The sequence below is a fragment of the Streptomyces sp. 12E genome (assembly GCF_055633275.1).
The window spans coordinates 7,082,600-7,098,579 of record NZ_JBVNCJ010000001.1 but is presented as its reverse complement, the minus strand read 5'-3'; the positions used below and the strand labels follow the sequence as shown (position 1 = coordinate 7,098,579).

17 protein-coding genes and 5 pseudogenes are annotated in these 15,980 nt (G+C 73.7%); 10 read left to right on the top strand and 12 right to left on the bottom strand.

Going from position 1 to position 15,980, the window contains the following annotated elements; translation table 11 throughout:
• Positions 1-38 precede the first annotated feature (38 nt).
• Both ACZ8ZB_RS32690 and ACZ8ZB_RS32685 read right to left on the bottom strand, forming a co-directional pair.
• Positions 39-368: pseudogene (locus ACZ8ZB_RS32690) on the bottom strand (P1 family peptidase); the annotation flags it as partial.
• Positions 369-431: 63 nt separating this feature from the next.
• Positions 432-797, bottom strand: coding sequence for a transglycosylase family protein (locus ACZ8ZB_RS32685; RefSeq protein ID WP_470741176.1), 366 nt, complete (start codon positions 795-797; stop codon positions 432-434).
• Between the two features lie 26 nt (positions 798-823).
• Here ACZ8ZB_RS32685 and ACZ8ZB_RS32680 point away from each other — a divergent pair.
• A pseudogene (locus tag ACZ8ZB_RS32680) lies at positions 824-1,605 on the top strand (mycothiol transferase); the annotation flags it as partial.
• Positions 1,606-1,714: 109 nt separating this feature from the next.
• Positions 1,715-2,614, top strand: a complete 900-nt coding sequence (locus ACZ8ZB_RS32675) for an NAD-dependent protein deacetylase (RefSeq protein WP_470741175.1) — start codon at positions 1,715-1,717, stop codon at positions 2,612-2,614.
• Between the two features lie 169 nt (positions 2,615-2,783).
• Here ACZ8ZB_RS32675 and ACZ8ZB_RS32670 read toward each other — a convergent pair.
• From ACZ8ZB_RS32670 to ACZ8ZB_RS32650, 5 genes and pseudogenes are all read right to left on the bottom strand, one after another.
• A pseudogene (locus tag ACZ8ZB_RS32670) lies at positions 2,784-2,894 on the bottom strand (RidA family protein); the annotation flags it as partial.
• Between the two features lie 102 nt (positions 2,895-2,996).
• Positions 2,997-3,419, bottom strand: a complete 423-nt coding sequence (locus ACZ8ZB_RS32665) for a hypothetical protein (protein ID WP_470741174.1) — start codon at positions 3,417-3,419, stop codon at positions 2,997-2,999.
• Positions 3,403-3,894, bottom strand: a complete 492-nt coding sequence (locus ACZ8ZB_RS32660) for an RNA polymerase sigma factor (protein WP_470741173.1) — start codon at positions 3,892-3,894, stop codon at positions 3,403-3,405. The genes ACZ8ZB_RS32665 and ACZ8ZB_RS32660 overlap by 17 nt, the downstream gene beginning before the upstream one ends.
• 95 nt (positions 3,895-3,989) lie before the next feature.
• Positions 3,990-4,586: a class F sortase gene (locus tag ACZ8ZB_RS32655; RefSeq protein ID WP_470741172.1), complete on the bottom strand. Its 597-nt coding sequence runs from the start codon at positions 4,584-4,586 to the stop codon at positions 3,990-3,992.
• The gene (locus ACZ8ZB_RS32650; protein ID WP_470741171.1) at positions 4,583-4,942 is read right to left on the bottom strand and encodes a sortase-dependent protein; all 360 of its coding nucleotides are present in this window, start codon (positions 4,940-4,942) and stop codon (positions 4,583-4,585) included. Before ACZ8ZB_RS32650 ends, ACZ8ZB_RS32655 begins: the two co-directional genes overlap by 4 nt.
• Before the next feature lie 328 nt (positions 4,943-5,270).
• Here ACZ8ZB_RS32650 and ACZ8ZB_RS32645 point away from each other — a divergent pair, with 328 nt between their 5' ends.
• Positions 5,271-5,513, top strand: coding sequence for a DUF6411 family protein (locus ACZ8ZB_RS32645; protein ID WP_470741170.1), 243 nt, complete (start codon positions 5,271-5,273; stop codon positions 5,511-5,513).
• A 324-nt stretch (positions 5,514-5,837) separates the two neighbouring features.
• Here ACZ8ZB_RS32645 and ACZ8ZB_RS32640 read toward each other — a convergent pair whose 3' ends face one another.
• Entirely contained in the window at positions 5,838-6,452 is a 615-nt protein-coding gene (locus ACZ8ZB_RS32640; protein ID WP_470741169.1) for a TetR/AcrR family transcriptional regulator, read from the bottom strand.
• A gap of 164 nt (positions 6,453-6,616) precedes the next feature.
• Between ACZ8ZB_RS32640 and ACZ8ZB_RS32635 the strand changes: the two are divergent.
• Both ACZ8ZB_RS32635 and ACZ8ZB_RS32630 read left to right on the top strand, forming a co-directional pair.
• Positions 6,617-6,896, top strand: a pseudogene (locus ACZ8ZB_RS32635) (aldo/keto reductase); the annotation flags it as partial.
• A 130-nt stretch (positions 6,897-7,026) separates the two neighbouring features.
• Positions 7,027-7,476, top strand: a complete 450-nt coding sequence (locus ACZ8ZB_RS32630) for a spore-associated protein (RefSeq protein WP_470741168.1) — start codon at positions 7,027-7,029, stop codon at positions 7,474-7,476.
• Positions 7,477-7,642: 166 nt separating this feature from the next.
• On the opposite strand, the gene ACZ8ZB_RS32625 is transcribed toward ACZ8ZB_RS32630, so the two are convergent.
• From ACZ8ZB_RS32625 to ACZ8ZB_RS32615, 3 genes are all read right to left on the bottom strand, one after another.
• Positions 7,643-7,864: a hypothetical protein gene (locus ACZ8ZB_RS32625; RefSeq protein WP_470741167.1), complete on the bottom strand. Its 222-nt coding sequence runs from the start codon at positions 7,862-7,864 to the stop codon at positions 7,643-7,645.
• Positions 7,865-7,974: 110 nt separating this feature from the next.
• The gene (locus tag ACZ8ZB_RS32620) at positions 7,975-8,217 is read right to left on the bottom strand and encodes an acyl carrier protein (protein WP_470741166.1); all 243 of its coding nucleotides are present in this window, start codon (positions 8,215-8,217) and stop codon (positions 7,975-7,977) included.
• A gap of 76 nt (positions 8,218-8,293) precedes the next feature.
• The gene (locus ACZ8ZB_RS32615; RefSeq protein ID WP_470741165.1) at positions 8,294-8,587 is read right to left on the bottom strand and encodes a ribosomal maturation YjgA family protein; all 294 of its coding nucleotides are present in this window, start codon (positions 8,585-8,587) and stop codon (positions 8,294-8,296) included.
• A 335-nt stretch (positions 8,588-8,922) separates the two neighbouring features.
• Here ACZ8ZB_RS32615 and ACZ8ZB_RS32610 point away from each other — a divergent pair, with 335 nt between their 5' ends.
• From ACZ8ZB_RS32610 to ACZ8ZB_RS32600, 3 genes are all read left to right on the top strand, one after another.
• Positions 8,923-9,945 carry a LacI family DNA-binding transcriptional regulator gene (locus ACZ8ZB_RS32610; RefSeq protein ID WP_470741164.1) on the top strand — a complete coding sequence of 341 codons (1,023 nt, stop codon included), beginning with the start codon at positions 8,923-8,925 and terminating at the stop codon, positions 9,943-9,945.
• Between the two features lie 270 nt (positions 9,946-10,215).
• Positions 10,216-11,346 carry a glycoside hydrolase family 12 protein gene (locus ACZ8ZB_RS32605; protein WP_470741163.1) on the top strand — a complete coding sequence of 377 codons (1,131 nt, stop codon included), beginning with the start codon at positions 10,216-10,218 and terminating at the stop codon, positions 11,344-11,346.
• Positions 11,347-11,530: 184 nt separating this feature from the next.
• Positions 11,531-12,607, top strand: a complete 1,077-nt coding sequence (locus ACZ8ZB_RS32600; RefSeq protein ID WP_470741162.1) for a lytic polysaccharide monooxygenase auxiliary activity family 9 protein — start codon at positions 11,531-11,533, stop codon at positions 12,605-12,607.
• Positions 12,608-12,855: 248 nt separating this feature from the next.
• On the opposite strand, the pseudogene ACZ8ZB_RS32595 reads toward ACZ8ZB_RS32600, so the two are convergent.
• A pseudogene (locus ACZ8ZB_RS32595) lies at positions 12,856-13,389 on the bottom strand (FAD-binding monooxygenase); the annotation flags it as partial.
• Here ACZ8ZB_RS32595 and ACZ8ZB_RS32590 point away from each other — a divergent pair.
• Entirely contained in the window at positions 13,366-14,316 is a 951-nt protein-coding gene (locus ACZ8ZB_RS32590) for an LLM class flavin-dependent oxidoreductase (RefSeq protein WP_470741161.1), read from the top strand. The pseudogene ACZ8ZB_RS32595 and the gene ACZ8ZB_RS32590 sit on opposite strands and share 24 nt — an antisense overlap.
• 183 nt (positions 14,317-14,499) lie before the next feature.
• Positions 14,500-15,963, top strand: a complete 1,464-nt coding sequence (locus ACZ8ZB_RS32585; protein WP_470741639.1) for an MFS transporter — start codon at positions 14,500-14,502, stop codon at positions 15,961-15,963.
• Positions 15,964-15,980 lie beyond the last annotated feature (17 nt).

Here is a 15,980-nt window from a genome sequence, read left to right as displayed (position 1 = left end):
GCTTCGAGGCCCATGGACCCGGGTGTGACGGTGCGGCCCAGGACGCGCGGCGTGCCGCCGAAGTTCGCCTGCACCAGGCCGCCCGCTGTGAAACGTCGTCCTTCCAGGTCCACCGTGCGTGAGGCGGTCCCGATGCCGGCCTTGGAACCCAGGGCGACCGTGCCGGTTCCCGCGCCGACGCAGCCCTCGGCGACCGGTTCGTCGGACGCCGCGTCGAGGGCGGCCCGGACGTGCTCGGCACATCGGTGATCGCGTCGAAGGGCCCGGTGGCGGCGCGTCCGAGGGCGATGCCGAGGCCACGGGCCCGGCGCCGGGTGCCCGGCGCGGACGGTGAAGGAGCCGGGTCTTCCATGGGGGGTGGACGTCACTCGACCCGCCTCGCCCGGGGGGCGCCCCGGCCGGGTCGTCGCTCGCCGCCGCGGGGCGGAGGGTCAGGCGCAGGACCAGGCCGACATTCCCTGGATACGGGCCAGTCGTCTGGCCACGGCGATCTGTTCCTCGCGGGTCGCCAGGTCCGCGCGCGGGGCGTACTCGAGTCCGCCGGCCGCGACCCAGCTCGACTGCGTGAACTGCAGGCCGCCGTAGTGGCCGTTGCCGGTGTTCGCCTGCCAGTCGCCGCCGGACTCGCACGCGGCGATGGCGTCCCAGTCGGTCCCCCGGGGAGCCGACCGGGACGCCATCGCTTCGGTGGTCGTGCCCAGGGCGGTCGCGGCGATCAGGACGATCACGGCGGTCCTGATCCGGCTCACATGCGCGTTCCGCACGCCGGCCGTGGAGGTATCTCGTCTACAGGTCATAGAGAACTGTTACACCGAGCCACCGCGTGACGGCGCGCCGACGGTCCTCCCCTTGCCCCGGACGGGGTACGCGGTCCTCCGTCTCGCGGTGCCGCTCCGGCCGGGTGACGCCCGGAACACGGTCCGTCGCCGCCCCGCCGCCCCGCCGCCCCGCCGCCCCGCCGCCCCTCGGACCCTTTCGGGGACCCGCGCCTCTTCAGGCGGGAGGCCGGCGGACCTGGTGGCGCGCCCGCACGGGATCCGGCCGGGTCGCGCACCACTTCGACGCGGGGGTCGCCCCGGTGTCCCTGGGCGCACCGGGGCGGAGCAGACCCGTCAGGACGGGGCGCCCGGCCCGCAGAAGACCAGGAGCAGGAACCCCAGCAGAACGACGCCGGTGCCAGGCCGCCGTTCTGGAGAGGAGACAGGCCGTCCTCCTGGTGCTCGGTGGAGTAGGCGAAGGCCATGGCTCCCGAGCTGAGGAACGCCGCGCCTCGGGTCGCGACTCCGAGCAGGACGAGGGCGCCCCCGAACCGCAGGTCCGGACTGCCGCGGTGCCCTCGGGCACGAACCTGCTCGGGCTGCTCGGGCTGCTCGACCACCTCGCCCTCGTCGAACGGGCCACGTTCCCCGGGGAGCGGGTCACCGACTGGCGGGCCACCTTCCACGCCGCGCCCGCGGACAGCGTGGCCGACGTCGTCACCCGCTACCGGCAGGCGGTCGCCCGGGTGAACGACGTACTCGACGCGTGCGCCGACCTCGGTGCGCCGGTCCCCGCCCCCGGTCGAACGGCCCTGCCCCGGGCGTCCGCTGGGCGCTCGTCCACATGATCGAGGAGACCGGCCGCCACGCCGGACACGCGGACGTCCTCCGTGAACTGACCGACGGGGCGACCGGACGCCGACCGTTCGGGAGAACGGGCACCGTACCCTGGCGGCATGCGCATGCGCCCCACTCTGAGCTGGACCCCCGAAGAGGACCTGCCGCCGGGCTCCACGGACCCGGAGCCGGTCGCCGAGGCGCTGGGCGCCGGCGGGGTGCTGGTGCTCAGCGGGGCCGGCATCTCCACCGAGTCGGGCATCCCCGACTACCGGGGGGAGGGCGGGAGCCTGAGCCGTCACACACCGATGACCTACCAGGACTTCACCGGCAGCGACCGGGCCCGGCGCCGGTACTGGGCGCGCAGTCACCTCGGCTGGCGCACCTTCCACCGTGCCCTGCCCAACGCCGGGCACCGGGCCGTGGCCGCGTTCGGGCGGCACGGCCTGCTCTCGGGCGTGATCACGCAGAACGTCGACGGCCTGCACCAGGCCGCCGGCAGCGAGGGCGTCGTGGAGCTCCACGGCGGCCTGGACCGGGTCGTCTGCCTCTCCTGCGGCGCCCTCGGCCCGCGCCGCGAACTCGCCCGACGGCTGGAGGAGGCCAACGCGGGCTTCGCGCCGGTGGCCGCGGGCGTCAACCCCGACGGCGACGCCGACCTCACCGACGAACAGGTCGGGGACTTCCGGGTGGTGCCCTGTGCGCTCTGCGGCGGCGTCCTCAAACCGGACGTGGTGTTCTTCGGCGAGAACGTGCCGCCGCCGCGGGTCGAGCACTGCCGCGCGCTGGTCCGCGAGGCGTCCTCGCTGCTCGTCCTCGGGTCGTCGCTGACGGTGATGTCCGGGCTGCGGTTCGTCCGCCAGGCGGCCCGGGCCGGCACACCGGTACTGATCGTCAACCGGGACCCGACCCGGGGCGACCGGCACGCCGTCACCCGGGTCGCGCTCCCCCTGGGGACAGCCCTCACCGCCGTGGCCGACCGGCTGGGCATCCCGGTGGACGGCCGGACGGCGGCCTGAGCGGCCGCCTCCGTCCCGCCCGCGGTCCCCGAACGGGGGGGACGGGCCGGCCGGATCCCATGGGAGCACCGGGCCGGGAGGCGAGCGGACCGCGGGGCGGCGACCGGGCCCACGGTGCGGCGGAGGACCCGCCGGGGGTCCCTGATTCCGGTGCGGCGCGTGCGGCTCGTCAGTCGAGGACCTCGGTGGCCTCGGTCCCGACGAGATGCTCGGGGAGGTCGAGTGCCGCCACACCCGGAAGCGTGGCCGGCGGGACCGGGGTGACTCCCAGCCGCTCGGCCACCACGCGGCTCAAGGGCTCGCCGGAACCTGCGCCCGCTGCAGCGCGACGGTCCGGTCGAGCGGCGCGCGCACCCCGTCGTGCCGCCGGGAGCCGCCGGGCTCATCGCGGGCCGGGAGCGGGGGCGTCCCCGTCCACCGGGCTCTCGGAGCCGTCGGTCGGCGCCTGAGGGGTGGGGCGCGCTTCCGTCGGGGTGGAGTGGGCTTCGGCGGGCTCCGGTGACGCCGACGGGGTGGGCGTGGCGGAAGGGCTGCTCACCCGAGGCGGGGCGAGGGGGACCGTCGGGGACACCGGATCGCCGGAGGGCGACGACTGCGGGGGCAGCACGACGAGGGCGACGACGGCGCACGCCAGTCCGGCCCCGGCCCCGACCGCGGTACGGACCAGCCGGCGCCGCGCCGCGCCGCGGCGGATCTCCTCGAACCGGCCGGGGGGCGGGCAGAGGTAGTCGGAGCCGGGCCGCAGGACGGCGGTGAGGGGGTCGTCGGGTTCGAACTCCGGACCCTCGTCAGCGTGTGTGATCAAGGCTTCTCCTCAGGTGGGCGCGGAGCAGTTCGCGGGCCGCGTGGAGGTCTGCCTTGATGGTTCCTTCCTTGCGTCCGGTCACCGCGGACACCTCCCGGATCGGCATGTCAGCGTAGTAGTGCAGCAGGATCGGGACGCGCAGTCGTTCCGGCAGCGACTGCACGAGCAGACGGACGGACGGGTCGGACTGTTCGGCGGGCGGGCGGACGGCGGTCTCGGTGGTCACACGGCGCACGGTCTTGCGCTCGCGTTCGAGTGTGCGCCAGTGGTCCCGGACGAGGTTGGCCGCGGTGACGTAGAGGAAGCCCCGGGGCTCGGCCACGGACGTCCAGCGGGCCCACAGCCGGGTGAAGGCCTCCGAGGCGATCTCGTGGGCCGTCTCGTCGTCGTCGACCAGTCGGCGGCACCAGCCGGCGAGGCGCGGGTAGAGGGCGGCGAAGAGTTCGGACGCCGCCTGCTCTCGGGACCGTTTCAATGCTCTCCATGGTCGGGGTGGTACGGGTGTCGGAGGGGGAGCGGTCGCCGGGCCGGCGGGCGCACGGCCCGCCGGCCCGGGGGCCCGGTGGCGGTTCAGGGGCTCGCGAAGACGATCACGTTGTCGCGGTACTCGTCGCCGGTGCGCGGGCCACCGCACGTGATGAGTCGCAGCTCCGGACGGCCGACGTCACCGTAGACCGCGTCCGTCGGGAAGTCCGCCTTGGCGACCGTGCGGACCGAGTCGACGGCGAACACCGCCGCCGTACCGTTCTCCAGGCGCGCCACGATCCCGTCCCCCCGGCGCAGGCGTGCGAGGTGGCGGAAGACGCCGTCCCCGTGGCGGCCGACCGTGACGTGGCCGAGGATCACCGACGGGCCGATCTGGCCGGGCGTCGGCGAGTGCCGGTACCAGCCCGCCCGGTCATGGGCCGTGACCGGAGGTACCTCGACCGTGCGGTCCGGGGCGAGCCCCAGCCGTATGACCGGGGTGTCGACCCCGATGGCCGGTATCTCCAGTCCGACCGGGACCGAACGTGCGAGGACGCGCGCCGGCTTCGCGGAGGGACGTGCGGACGGTGCCGTGCTCCCGGGGCGTCCGGCCGTGGACCGGTCGTTCCCGTGGCCGCCGCAGCCGCCGAGGAGCGCGGCCGCCGCCGCGGTGGCGAAGGCACGCCTGGAGAGCGGCGTCATGCCGTGGTCGCCCGCCGGCGACGTACGAGAAGGACCGCCGCGCCGCCGGCGGCGAGCACCGCGGCGGCGCTCCCGCCGATCAGCGCGCCGTCGGCCCCGGACTCCGCGGACGCGACGCCGGTGTCGGGCGCGCCGCTCGGCACGACGGCGACCTCGCCGGGGGCCGCCGACTGGTCCGGCGCGTCGTCCTCGGCCGGTACCGGGCTCGGGTCCGTGGCGTCGGCCGGGACCGGCGACTCACTGGGGGCCACGGTGGTCGCGGGGATCGGGGAGGGCCCGTCGGCGAGCGCGGGCGTCGTGCTCGCCAGCACGGCGGTACAGGCAAGTGCTGTGGCGCTGAGGACAGTTCGGCGCATGGATCGCTCTCTTTCGTCGTTCCGCCCGCACGATGACCGGGCGGGCTGGGTCATGGATCGTGCGAAGAGACGGGACAGCGGCGGCACGGGTTGTAAAGAGAAGGCAAAGTCCGGCCACGGAAAGGCCGTTGCCGGACCGTTCACCACCCGTCGGCGCCGGGACCGCCCCGCCGCGCCTGCCGGGGCGCCCGGCGATCCGGCGGCGCCGAACGCGAGGCGAAGCAGTGACACGCGGTCCGGATCGGGGCGTGTTCATCCCCGGACGGGGCAAGCGGTCTCCTGCGGACCAACCGGTCCGGTGTTCACGTTCCCGACCCCGGAGGCCTCCATGATGGTCGTTGGCATCGTCGCCGTCTGCGTGGTGATCGCCGTCCTCGCCTTCCTCGTCCCACGTCTCTCCCGGCACCCGCAGAACGGAGCACAACGCACTCTCGGCGTCGGCTCCCGGGCCGGGTCCAAGGCACCGGGGCCGCTCGGGCGTCTCCTCAGCAAGCCCTTCCGCTCGAGCTCCCGCGCGGTCGGCCGCAGCGGGTCCGCGGGACGGCGGGCGCGCGGACGGCTCCCGTTCTGACGCCCGGGCCCGGGGCGCCGCCCCGGCACCACGGCGTGATCACGCCGGTGCGGAAGCGCCCCCGGCCGACGCGTCCTCGGTCACGGGCCGCCGTGTCGCGGCCCGTGACCGCCGCGCTCTCCTCCGGGACCCCGACGGCGCCGGCGAACGCGCCGCGGACCGGGACGGCGGGCGGGGCGCGCGCTCGGCGGGCGGGGGAGGCGCGCTCCGCGCCCGACGCCTTCCGGGGGCCGGCGACGCCGCTTCCACGGGCGCGCGGGCGCCGTCGGCGGGCCCGCGGGACGAAGACCGGTCAAAGGTGTCACACGTCGTGCCCCGGGCCGCTCACCGCCCGGGAAGGGGATGCCGGGGCGAGCGCAGTCCCGCGACGAGGAGTTCGACCAGTCGGCGCGCGTCGTAACGGGGGTCGCTCTCCGCGCCGATGCACAGGTTTCCGACGCCGCGCATGAGCGCGTAGGCGTCGATGCCGGAGCGGATCTCACCGGCCGCCCGGGCGGCTTCGAGCAGTTGGGCGCAGACCGGCACGAGACGGTCGAGGAAGTAGGCGTGCAGGGCCTCGAAGCCGGCCTCGTCGGAGTGCAGCACGGCGGCGAGACCGTGCTTGGTGACCAGGAAGTCGACGAAGAGAGCGACCCACTCCCCCAGTGCCGCGTGCGGAGTCGCACTGCTCGCCAGCAGGGCCGGACCGGCTTCGGCGCAGGCCTCGACCTGGTGCCGGTAGACGGCGATGATGAGGTCCGCCCGTGTCGGGAAGTGGCGGTAGATCGTCCCCACTCCGACTCCCGCCCGTGCCGCGATGTCGCGGACCGGCGCGTCCACGCCCGACGCGACGAAGACCGCGGCGGCGGCGTCGAGCAGGGCCTCCTTGTTGCGCCGGGCGTCCTTGCGCTGGGACGGCGCCGCGCGCCCGGCGCCCTCCTCACCGCTGCCGTCACTCACCGCTGCGCTCCTTTCCGCTCACCACCGCCCGCCAAAGCGGAACCCCGTTCCATATTGTTCCGGAACACGGTTCCGATTGCTCATGATGCCAGAGCGGGCGCCCGGCCACCAAGCCGTGCGTCGCCGGTCCCCCCGCACACGCCCCGTACCGAGGAGATACGAACATGCGGTACCGCACCTTGGGCCGCACGGTGTCCAGGTCAGCACCCTCGCGCTCGGCGCGATGAACTTCGGCAGGATCGGACGCACCACCCAGGAGGAGGCCACCGCCATCGTCGACGCCGCACTGGAGGCCGGCGTCGATCCCATCGACACCGCCGACTGGTACGGCGAGGACGAGTCGGAGGAGACGGTCGGCAAGGCCGTCGCGACGGCATCGTGCTGGCCACCGAGGCCACCATGCCCATGGGCGACGAACGGAACCACCGGAGGAGCTCGCGCCGCTGACGGATCTCCCGCCGCGTGCCCGAGGACCGGGAACCGGCATCCGCCGTCGAACACGGCACAACCCTTCGCCCGGCTCGCAAGTCTCACCGGACAGGAGCAACCGCTCCAAGAGCCGCAAGGGGGAAATATGAGATTCAGTCGTTCCGTCCTGGCCGTCTCCGCGTCGGCCGCCCTGTCGGTGGGGGCCACGATCGCCCTGGCGTCACCGGCCGCGGCCGCACCCGGCACCACCCCGCAGAAGGTGTGCGGAAGCGGTTACAAGACCGTGAACTCGGCGGCCGTCGGCTCGCTGGGCACCGTCTACCTGACGTACAACTCGGCAAACGGCCGCAACTGCGTCACGACCATCCGCAACAACCCCGGCACCGCACGGGACATGTCCGCGTGGGTCTACGTCCCCGACACCGAGACGGGCGACCAGGACGGCGGGTGGTACACGTCGTACGCGGGGCCGACCTACGTCTACGGCAAGGGCCACTGCGTGGACTGGGGCGGCAGCATCGACACCGTGCACGTACAGGTGTACGGCTCCAACTGCGGCGCCCTGAAGGAGCACCGGGTCACCTTCACCCGCTGATCCGCGCCTCCCGGAGAACCGCTCGAGCCCTGACGGGGCCTTAAGGCCCCGTCAGGGCTCGAGCGCGTCGAAGGGCGCGCCGCAGGAGGCGGCACCGGCCGTTCCGGTCCGCCCCGTGAGGACGCGGTCCACCGCGTCCACCACGGGCGGCGCGCTGCCGCACCCGTCAGCCGCGAGCACGCCACACGTCCGGGCCGCCGCCGCGCCACTCGACCATCGTGGACCGGCGCAGCCAGTCGTGGTCGACGCTCTCCAGGCCCTCGAGGCGCAGGAACTCCACCACGTCCAGCAGCCCGTACGCCATCCCGAGGAACCGCGCGCCGTCGCGGACGCGCCGGCCGCCGTCCGCGCCGGGCGGGTAGATCACGATGGGCCGGTCGTTCGCCATGGCACCAGCGTGCGGTGCCCGACGTCCGTCCGCACGCCGGGTGTCCATCCCCACGCCGGGCGCCCGGCCGGACACCCGGGCGCCGGCCGGACGGAGCCGCGCCTTCGCGGTCAGCCGACGGCGGGGCCGGCCTTCTCGGTGCCGGACAGCCGGGCCAGGTACCGGTGGCAGCGAGCCGCGCGTTCCGCGTCCTGTTCCATGACCTCCCTGAAGAAGTCGGCGATCTCCTTCTGTTCCGCGTTCTCCGCGTCGCGGACGTACTGGCCGTAGTCGTGGCCCGCCTTCAACGAGTGGTACTGCACGGAGATCAGGTCGTACACGACATCGCTGAAGCCCGTCTCGCCGGTTGCCATGAGTCCTCCCGCGCGTGTGGGAACGAGTCCGAGGGCCGGGTATCACCTCGCCGCCCGGTGAAACCGGTACCGCCCGCTACGGCTCCCCGGCCGGCGCCGTGCGTCCCCGTACGGCCAGCCCGCCCGCGATCGCGCCGGCCGTGCACCAGAACAGGTCCGGCGCGCTGAAGGTGGAGCCGAGGGCCAGACGGGCCACGGTGCTGTGCCGGAAGGGTTCCGCCGGCACCCCGGTGAGCTGCAGGGACTCGACCCCCCAGCTGACGGTGAGCGCGACTCCCGCGGCCCGCGGCGGTGTCACCCGCGGCGCCGCCAGGACGACCAGGGCGAGGATCAGCAGGGTGTGGAGGGCGTCGCCGCCGTACTCGGCCACGTCCCCCGCCGCCGTCGTCGTCGCGACCCATGACCGTCAGTTCCTGCGGGACCTCGCGGACTGGCCGCTCCTGCGGGTGGGCGGGCGGGCGGCGCCGGGTGTCCGCCCCGGTGCGCCGCGTCCGACCGCACGGGAGGAGCCCGCGCCGGGGACGCGCCGTACGCCGTCCTGACGCGGCGCGTCCGCCGGCGGGGGCGGCGCCGAGGAGGGGCACGTCCGCCGGCGGGCGCGCGAGGGCTCCTTTCCGGCCGTCTCGATCTGGTCGGAGGTACGCGGGACCGGCCGTCCCGGGCGCCCGGTGGCCGTAAGATCTAGTGATCTCGTGGGGGGTGGTCATGGGCAGGCGGCGTCCCGGCACACCGACGCTGGAGGAGGTGGCCGCGCTCGCCGGTGTGGGGCGGGGCACCGTCTCCCGGGTCATCAACGACGCGGCGGGCGTGAAGGATTCGACGCGCCGTGCCGTGCAGCGCGCCATCGCCGAACTGGGGTACGTGCCCAATCTGGCGGCCCGTTCGCTGGCGGGACGGCGGGCCGACGCCGTCGCGCTGGTCATGACGGAACCGGACTGGCGGCAGTTCGGCGAGCCGTTCTTCTCGGAGATCGTCCGGTCCGTCGGCGACGCGCTGACCGACACCAGGGTGCAGCTGCTGCTCACCTTGGTCCGTACGGACGCCGAACGCCAGCGCCTGGTGGAGTACGCGCGCGGCGGCCGGGTCGACGGCGTGATGCTGATGTCCGTGCACGCCGAGGACGCGCTGCCCGACATGCTGGCCGACGTGGGGCTGCCCACCGTCCTGCTGGGGCGGCGCTCGGGCGAGGAGAGCGTGACCTACGTCGACGCGGACAACACCGGCGGCGCCCGCGGCGCGGTGGCGCACCTCCTGGGCCTCGGACGCCGCTCGATCGCGACCATCACCGGACCGCTCGACATGTACGTGGCCCAGTGCCGGCTGCGCGGTTACCGCGAGGCGCTGGAGCGGGCGGGCGCCGAGAGCAGGCCGGCCTGGACGGCCGAGGGGGACTTCTCCGCGGACAGCGGGCGCCGGGCGATGGCCGGACTCATCGAGCGCGCCCCGGAGATCGACGGCGTGTTCGCCGCGTCGGACACCATGGCCGCGGGCGCGCTCGACGCCCTGCGCGCGGCGGGACGCCGGGTGCCGGAGGACGTCGCGGTGATCGGCTTCGACGACTTCCCGCTCGCCCAGCACACCGATCCGAAGCTGACGACGGTGCGTCAGCCGCTGGAGGAGATCGGCCGGACGATGGTGCGGCTGCTCCTGGAGGAGATGGAGGAGCCGGAGGTGGCCTGGCGGCACGTCATCCTCCGTACGGAGCTGGTGCTGCGCGACTCCGCCTGACCCGCCTTCCCCCTCTCCCCCGCCGTCTCACGGGGCACCGGGTCGTCGAATGTTTCGGGAGCGCTCCCGAGCCGGAAAGCCCTTCGGGAGCACCTCGCTGACCTGCGGCTTCGAAATGAATTCGACAGTTTCCCGCGCACAGCCTTGTCAGGGACATGTGTAGCTCCTACAGTCCCGTTCCGAAACACCACTGGGAGCGCTCCCATCAATGGGGAGAGGGGAGCGCTCCCGCCGGTTGCCCCCCCCACATCCTCTCGGAGAGGTCCCCGCATGCGACGGTTACCGCATCACACCCGGGCCCTGCGCGGCCTGTTCGCGACGCTCCTCACCGCTCTCGCCGTGGTCGCGGCGCTGGTGACCGGGACGGCGTCGGCCCAGGCCGACACCACGATCTGCGAACAGTACGGATCGACCACCGTCCAGGGGCGCTACGTCGTCCAGAACAACCGCTGGGGCACCAGCGCCACCCAGTGCGTCACCGCCACGGACACCGGTTTCCGCGTCACCCGGGCCGACGGCTCGGTGCCGACCAACGGGGCCCCGAAGTCGTACCCGTCGGTCTTCAACGGCTGCCACTACACCAACTGCTCGCCGGGAACCGCCCTGCCCGCGCGGATCAGCGGCATCTCCAGCGCTCCCAGCAGCATCTCGTACGGCTATGTCAACGACGCCGTGTACAACGCCTCGTACGACATCTGGCTGGACCCCGCGCCCCGGACCGACGGCGTGAACCGGACCGAGATCATGATCTGGCTGAACAAGGTGGGTCCGATCCAGCCGATCGGCTCCCAGGTCGGCACGGCCACCGTGGCCGGGCGCACCTGGCAGGTGTGGTCGGGCGGCAACGGCACCAACGACGTGCTGTCGTTCGTCGCACCGTCGGCGGTCAGCAGCTTCAGCTTCGACGTCATGGACTTCGTCCGGGAGACCGTCGCACGCGGAATGGCGCGGAACGACTGGTACCTGACGAGCGTCCAGGCGGGCTTCGAGCCCTGGCAGAACGGTGCGGGACTCGCGGTGAACTCCTTCTCCTCCACCGTCAACACCGGCGGCGGGGGCGAACCGGGCGGGCCCGGTGGCCCGGCCGCGTGCACGGTGTCGTACGCCACGAACGCCTGGCCGGGCGGCTTCACCGCGGACGTCACCGTGAGGAACACCGGTCCGTCCGCCGTGGACGGCTGGCGGCTCGCCTTCACCCTGCCCTCCGGCCAGCGCGTCACCCATTCCTGGAACGCGTCCGTCAGTCCTTCCTCCGGCGCGGTCACGGCGAGCGGTCTGGACGGCAGCGCGCGGATCGCACCCGGCGGGAGCCAGAACTTCGGCTTCCAGGGAACCTACAGCGGCTCCTTCGCCCGGCCGGACGGCTTCAGCCTGAACGGCACCGCCTGCACGACCGCGTGACGCGGCCGGCGGGCCGCGCACCCGCCGCGTCCCCGGCCCGGGGCCCCTCTTCCTTCCCGCTCCGGCGGGCCGGGCCCCGCCCCTCGAACCCCCCGCCCCTCCGGTTGACGCCGTTCCCCCGGACGGGCGGGGTCTCCACCTCCCGCCCCTGTCCGACCCTTCCACTACCGGCACAGGAGATCCCATGGCCTTACGACGGAGATTCGTCTCCCTGGCAGCAGTGCTGGCCACCCTTCTCGGAGGGCTCGGCCTGAGCTTCCTCTGGCAGAACGACGCGCGGGCGCACGGCGTGGCGATGATGCCCGGATCACGCACCTACCTCTGTCAGCTGGACGCCGTCACCGGCACCGGCGGACTGAACCCGACCAACCCGGCGTGCCGGGACGCGCTGAACCGGAGCGGCCCGTCGGCGCTGTACAACTGGTTCGCCGTCCTCGACTCCAGGGCCGCCGGGCGCGGAGCCGGCTACGTCCCGGACGGCACGCTCTGCAGCGCCGGCGACCGCTCCCCGTACGACTTCTCCGCCTACAACGCGGCCCGCGCGGACTGGCCCCGGACGCATCTGACGTCCGGAGCGACGGTCAAGGTGAAGTACAGCAACTGGGCCGCGCATCCGGGTGACTTCAAGGTCTACCTCACCAAACCCGGCTGGTCGCCCACGTCACAGCTGGGCTGGAACGACCTCGAGCTCATCCAGACCGTCACCAACCCGCCCCAGCAGGGCTCGCCGGGCACCAACGGCGGCCACTACAACTGGGACCTGAAGCTGCCCTCCGGGCGTTCCGGCGACGCGCTGATCTTCATGCAGTGGGTGCGTTCGGACAGCCAGGAGAACTTCTTCTCCTGCTCCGACGTCGTCTTCGACGGCGGCAACGGCGAGGTGACCGGCATCGGCGACTCCGGCGGCACGCCGCCCCCGGACCCGGACCCGACGGACCCGCCGCCGCACACCGGTTCCTGCATGGCCGTCTACACCGTGGCGAACTCCTGGAACGGCGGCTTCCAGGGCTCCGTCGAGGTGATGAACCACGGGACGTCGCCGCTCAACGGCTGGGCCGTGCAGTGGAAGCCCGGTTCCGGGACCACGATCGGCAGTGCGTGGAACGGCTCCCTGACCAAGGGATCCGACGGCACGGTGACCGTGCGGAACGTCGATCACAACCGGGTGATCAACCCCGACGGGAGTGTGACGTTCGGCTTCACCGCCACATCGTCGGGCAACGACTTCCCGGCGGGCACGATCGGCTGCGTGACGCCGTAGCCGCCCCGGACCGCGCGGCGCCGGCGGGAATTCCCCGCCGGTGCCGCCCGGAAGGGGCCGAGACTCCTCTCCTGACCGACAGGGAGTCGTGCGGACCTTCCCGAGCCGGGGCGCCCAGCGGGAACGAACCCGCAGCAGCGGTTGCGGCGCTTCCCCGGCACGGAGAAGGGCCGCACGGCCCACCACGGACGCGCATCTCGCCGAGGCCCTCCGCCCCGAGCGCGTACCCGCCCCGCTCGACGGCCTGCTCACCCCCTCCGGCCGGTGGACGACGGGTCGGGGAAGGACCGGTCGCCGAAGAGGACACGACCGGCCGCGGCCCGGCCGAACGGTGTGCGCAGCAAGGCGAACGCCGCCGTGGTCACGGCCGGTGTCCGGATGTGCGCCAGGCCCCTGCGCAGGGCGAGCCGTCCCCGGAAGTGCGCGCGCAGGGCGGCTCCGCTGTAGTGGGTCAGCGTGTCCGGTCGCCCCGACCGGAGCGCGTCGTCGAGGACGGCGGCGGCCGGCTCCGACAGGCGCAGACACGGATCCAGACCCCCGGCGGTGAGGGGCGAGACCGCGCCCGCCGCGTCGCCCACGAGGAGCCCCTCGGCGCAGGCGATGCGGCGCAGGGCCCCGCCGACGGGTACCGGGCCCCCGCGCCGCTCCACCGGTCCGGGCCGGTCCACGCCGGCCGGCCCGGGGGCCGAGGCGCCGAACCGCTCCATGGTCCGGCGCAGGCCCTGGGGGAAGCGGTCGGCGTACCCCGCGACCCCGACGTGGACGTGCCGCCCGTCAAGGACCTGTGGCTGCTGTTCGCCGCGGCCGCCGGCCAGACGCGCACCATTCGTCTGGGACCCGGCGTCTCCCCCGTGACCCTGCGTGAACCGACGCTGATCGCCCAGTCCCTGGCCACGCTCGACGAGCTCTCCGGCGGTCGTGCCGAGGCCGTGCTGTCCGGCGGCGACTTCGGCCTCCTGGCGCAGTACGGCATCGACTGGACCCGGACCCGGCCCCTGTCCCGCGTCAAGGAGGCGCTGCACGTCGTGCGGACGCCGCTGGGCGAGGGCGCCATCACCCACCGCGGCGAGTTCCACTCCTACGACGGGCTGTTCGCCTTCGCCCGCCCGGTCCAGCAGCGCGTGCCCCTGAAGCTCGGGGCGATGCGGGGGCCCAAGTCCTTCGAGGCGGCCGGTGAACTGTCCGACGGATGCCACCACGCACTGAGCCACACCGCGGAGGCCTACGAGTACGCGGTCCGCCACATCAAGGCCGGCGCGGAGCGGGCGGGCAAGGACTGGCGCTCCCTCGACATCGGCGCCTGGGTGGTGTTCGCCACCGGGCCCGACTCCCGGGCGGCGAAGGAGGCGGCCCGCAGCATGGTGGGGATCTACTCCTCCTCCATGCCCGAGGAACAACTGCGCCGCAACGGCGTGGAACCGGCCGAACTGAAACCGGTGATCGAGGCGATCGGCGCGGGTGACCTGGCGAGGGGCATCGCACTCACCACACCGGAGGTCGCCGAGCGGCTGTCCGTCGCGGGCGCTCCGGCCGAGTGCGCGGAGAAGATCCGTACCCAGATCGCGCCCAGCGGCGTGAACCACGTCATCTGCGCCCTCACCGACCGCCGGCTGGTGCGGGCCTTCACCGGCCGGGACCTGGACGAAGTGGCGGAGACCGACGAACAACTGCGCCTCGTGCACGACGAGATCATGTCCGTGCTGACGTGAGGCGGACACCGGGTCCGTGCCCCGGCGGCGGGACCGTGGTGATCGAGTGGTGGGCGTCGGGACGTGCGCGTACGGTCGAACGGTGGACTCCCGAAAGGGCGACCCGGCGTGACCGGAAGCGGTCCGCGATCGGCCCCCGCACCGCAGAACGCCGCCCAGGACACCGGCGGCGGTGGAAACGCGATGGCGCTGCTGGTCATCGCGTCGTGTCAGCTGATGGTCGTGCTGGACATCACCATCGTGAACATCGCGCTGCCGCACATCCAGCGCTCCCTCGACTTCTCCACCACCAGCCTGTCGTGGGTGGTCAACGCCTACACCCTCACCTTCGGCGGTCTGCTGCTGCTCGGCGGCCGGACCGGCGACATCCTCGGCAGACGGCGCGTCTTCGTCGTCGGCGTGCTGCTCTTCGCGCTGGCCTCGCTGCTCGGCGGGCTCGCCCAGAACTCCGGCCAGCTCCTCGCCGCCCGCGCCCTCCAGGGCGTGGGAGGCGCCATCGCCTCCCCGACGGCCCTCGCCCTGATCAGCACCATCTTCCGCGAAGGGCCGGAACGCAACCGGGCCTTCGGGGTCTTCGCCGCGGTGTCGGCGGGCGGCGGCGCGATCGGGCTGCTCGCCGGGGGCGTGCTCGTCGAGTGGCTGAACTGGCGGTGGGTGCTCTTCGTCAACGTCCCGATCGGGCTGCTCATCGCCCTCGCCGCACCGCGCTGGATCAGGAAGTCCGAACGCCACCCCGGCCACTTCGACGTCACCGGCGCGCTGACCTCCACCGTCGGCATGGTGCTGCTGGTCTACGGTTTCATCAGGGCCGCGCAGGACGGCTGGCGGGACCCGCTCACCCTGGCCTCGTTCGCCGCCGCCGTCCTCGTCCTCGCCGGGTTCGTCCTGGTCGAGAGGAGGTCGAGGCAGCCCATCACCCCCCTGCACATGTTCGCCGACCGCAACCGCGCGGGCACGTACGGCATCATGCTGTGCCTGGCCGCGGCGATGTTCGGCATGTTCTTCTTCCTGACGCTCTTCGTGCAGGACGTGCTGGACTTCAGTCCCCTGCGGGCCGGACTCGCCTTCCTGCCGGTCAGCGCGGTCATCGCGATCGGCGCCGGACTGGCCTCGCGGTTCCTGCCCGTCCACGGGCCCAAACCCTTCATGGTCGGGGGTGGTGTGCTCGCGGCGGCGGGCCTGGGCTGGCTGACGCTGACCGACGTCCACTCCACCTACGCGGGCAGCGTCCTCGGACCGATGCTGGTCTTCAGCCTCGGCATGGGCATGGAGTTCGTGTCGCTGACGCTGATGGCTCTGTCGAACGTGTCCGTGCAGGAGAGCGGTGCGGCCTCCGGCCTCCTCAACGCCACCCAGCAGGTCGGCGGTTCGCTCGGTCTGTCCATCCTGGTCACGGTGTTCGGCACGGCGAGCGGCAACGAGGCGGAGAAACAGGTTCCGCTCTTCCTGCGGCAGGCGACCCCCACCGAGCGTCTGCGCTTCCAGCGCACCGGGGAGCTGCCACCGCCCTGGAGCGACGAGGTCCTCACCTCCGGTGTCTCGGCGGCCTTCGTCATGGCGGCGGTCTTCGCCGTGCTCGCCGCGCTGATCGCCGTCGTGGCCATCCAGGTCCGCCCCTCCGACCTGCAACGCCTCCAGGGCGGGTGAGCGAGCCCGCCGGTGGC

Coding starts and splice junctions, on each gene's coding strand:
- ACZ8ZB_RS32685 (WP_470741176.1), bottom strand. CDS start 797: ATGACCTGTAGACGAGATACCTCCACGGCCGGCGTGCGGAACGCGCAT.
- ACZ8ZB_RS32675 (WP_470741175.1), top strand. CDS start 1,715: ATGCGCATGCGCCCCACTCTGAGCTGGACCCCCGAAGAGGACCTGCCG.
- ACZ8ZB_RS32655 (WP_470741172.1), bottom strand. CDS start 4,586: ATGACGCCGCTCTCCAGGCGTGCCTTCGCCACCGCGGCGGCGGCCGCG.
- ACZ8ZB_RS32650 (WP_470741171.1), bottom strand. CDS start 4,942: ATGCGCCGAACTGTCCTCAGCGCCACAGCACTTGCCTGTACCGCCGTG.
- ACZ8ZB_RS32645 (WP_470741170.1), top strand. CDS start 5,271: ATGATGGTCGTTGGCATCGTCGCCGTCTGCGTGGTGATCGCCGTCCTC.
- ACZ8ZB_RS32630 (WP_470741168.1), top strand. CDS start 7,027: ATGAGATTCAGTCGTTCCGTCCTGGCCGTCTCCGCGTCGGCCGCCCTG.
- ACZ8ZB_RS32625 (WP_470741167.1), bottom strand. CDS start 7,864: ATGGCGAACGACCGGCCCATCGTGATCTACCCGCCCGGCGCGGACGGC.
- ACZ8ZB_RS32620 (WP_470741166.1), bottom strand. CDS start 8,217: ATGGCAACCGGCGAGACGGGCTTCAGCGATGTCGTGTACGACCTGATC.
- ACZ8ZB_RS32610 (WP_470741164.1), top strand. CDS start 8,923: ATGGGCAGGCGGCGTCCCGGCACACCGACGCTGGAGGAGGTGGCCGCG.
- ACZ8ZB_RS32605 (WP_470741163.1), top strand. CDS start 10,216: ATGCGACGGTTACCGCATCACACCCGGGCCCTGCGCGGCCTGTTCGCG.
- ACZ8ZB_RS32600 (WP_470741162.1), top strand. CDS start 11,531: ATGGCCTTACGACGGAGATTCGTCTCCCTGGCAGCAGTGCTGGCCACC.
- ACZ8ZB_RS32585 (WP_470741639.1), top strand. CDS start 14,500: ATGGCGCTGCTGGTCATCGCGTCGTGTCAGCTGATGGTCGTGCTGGAC.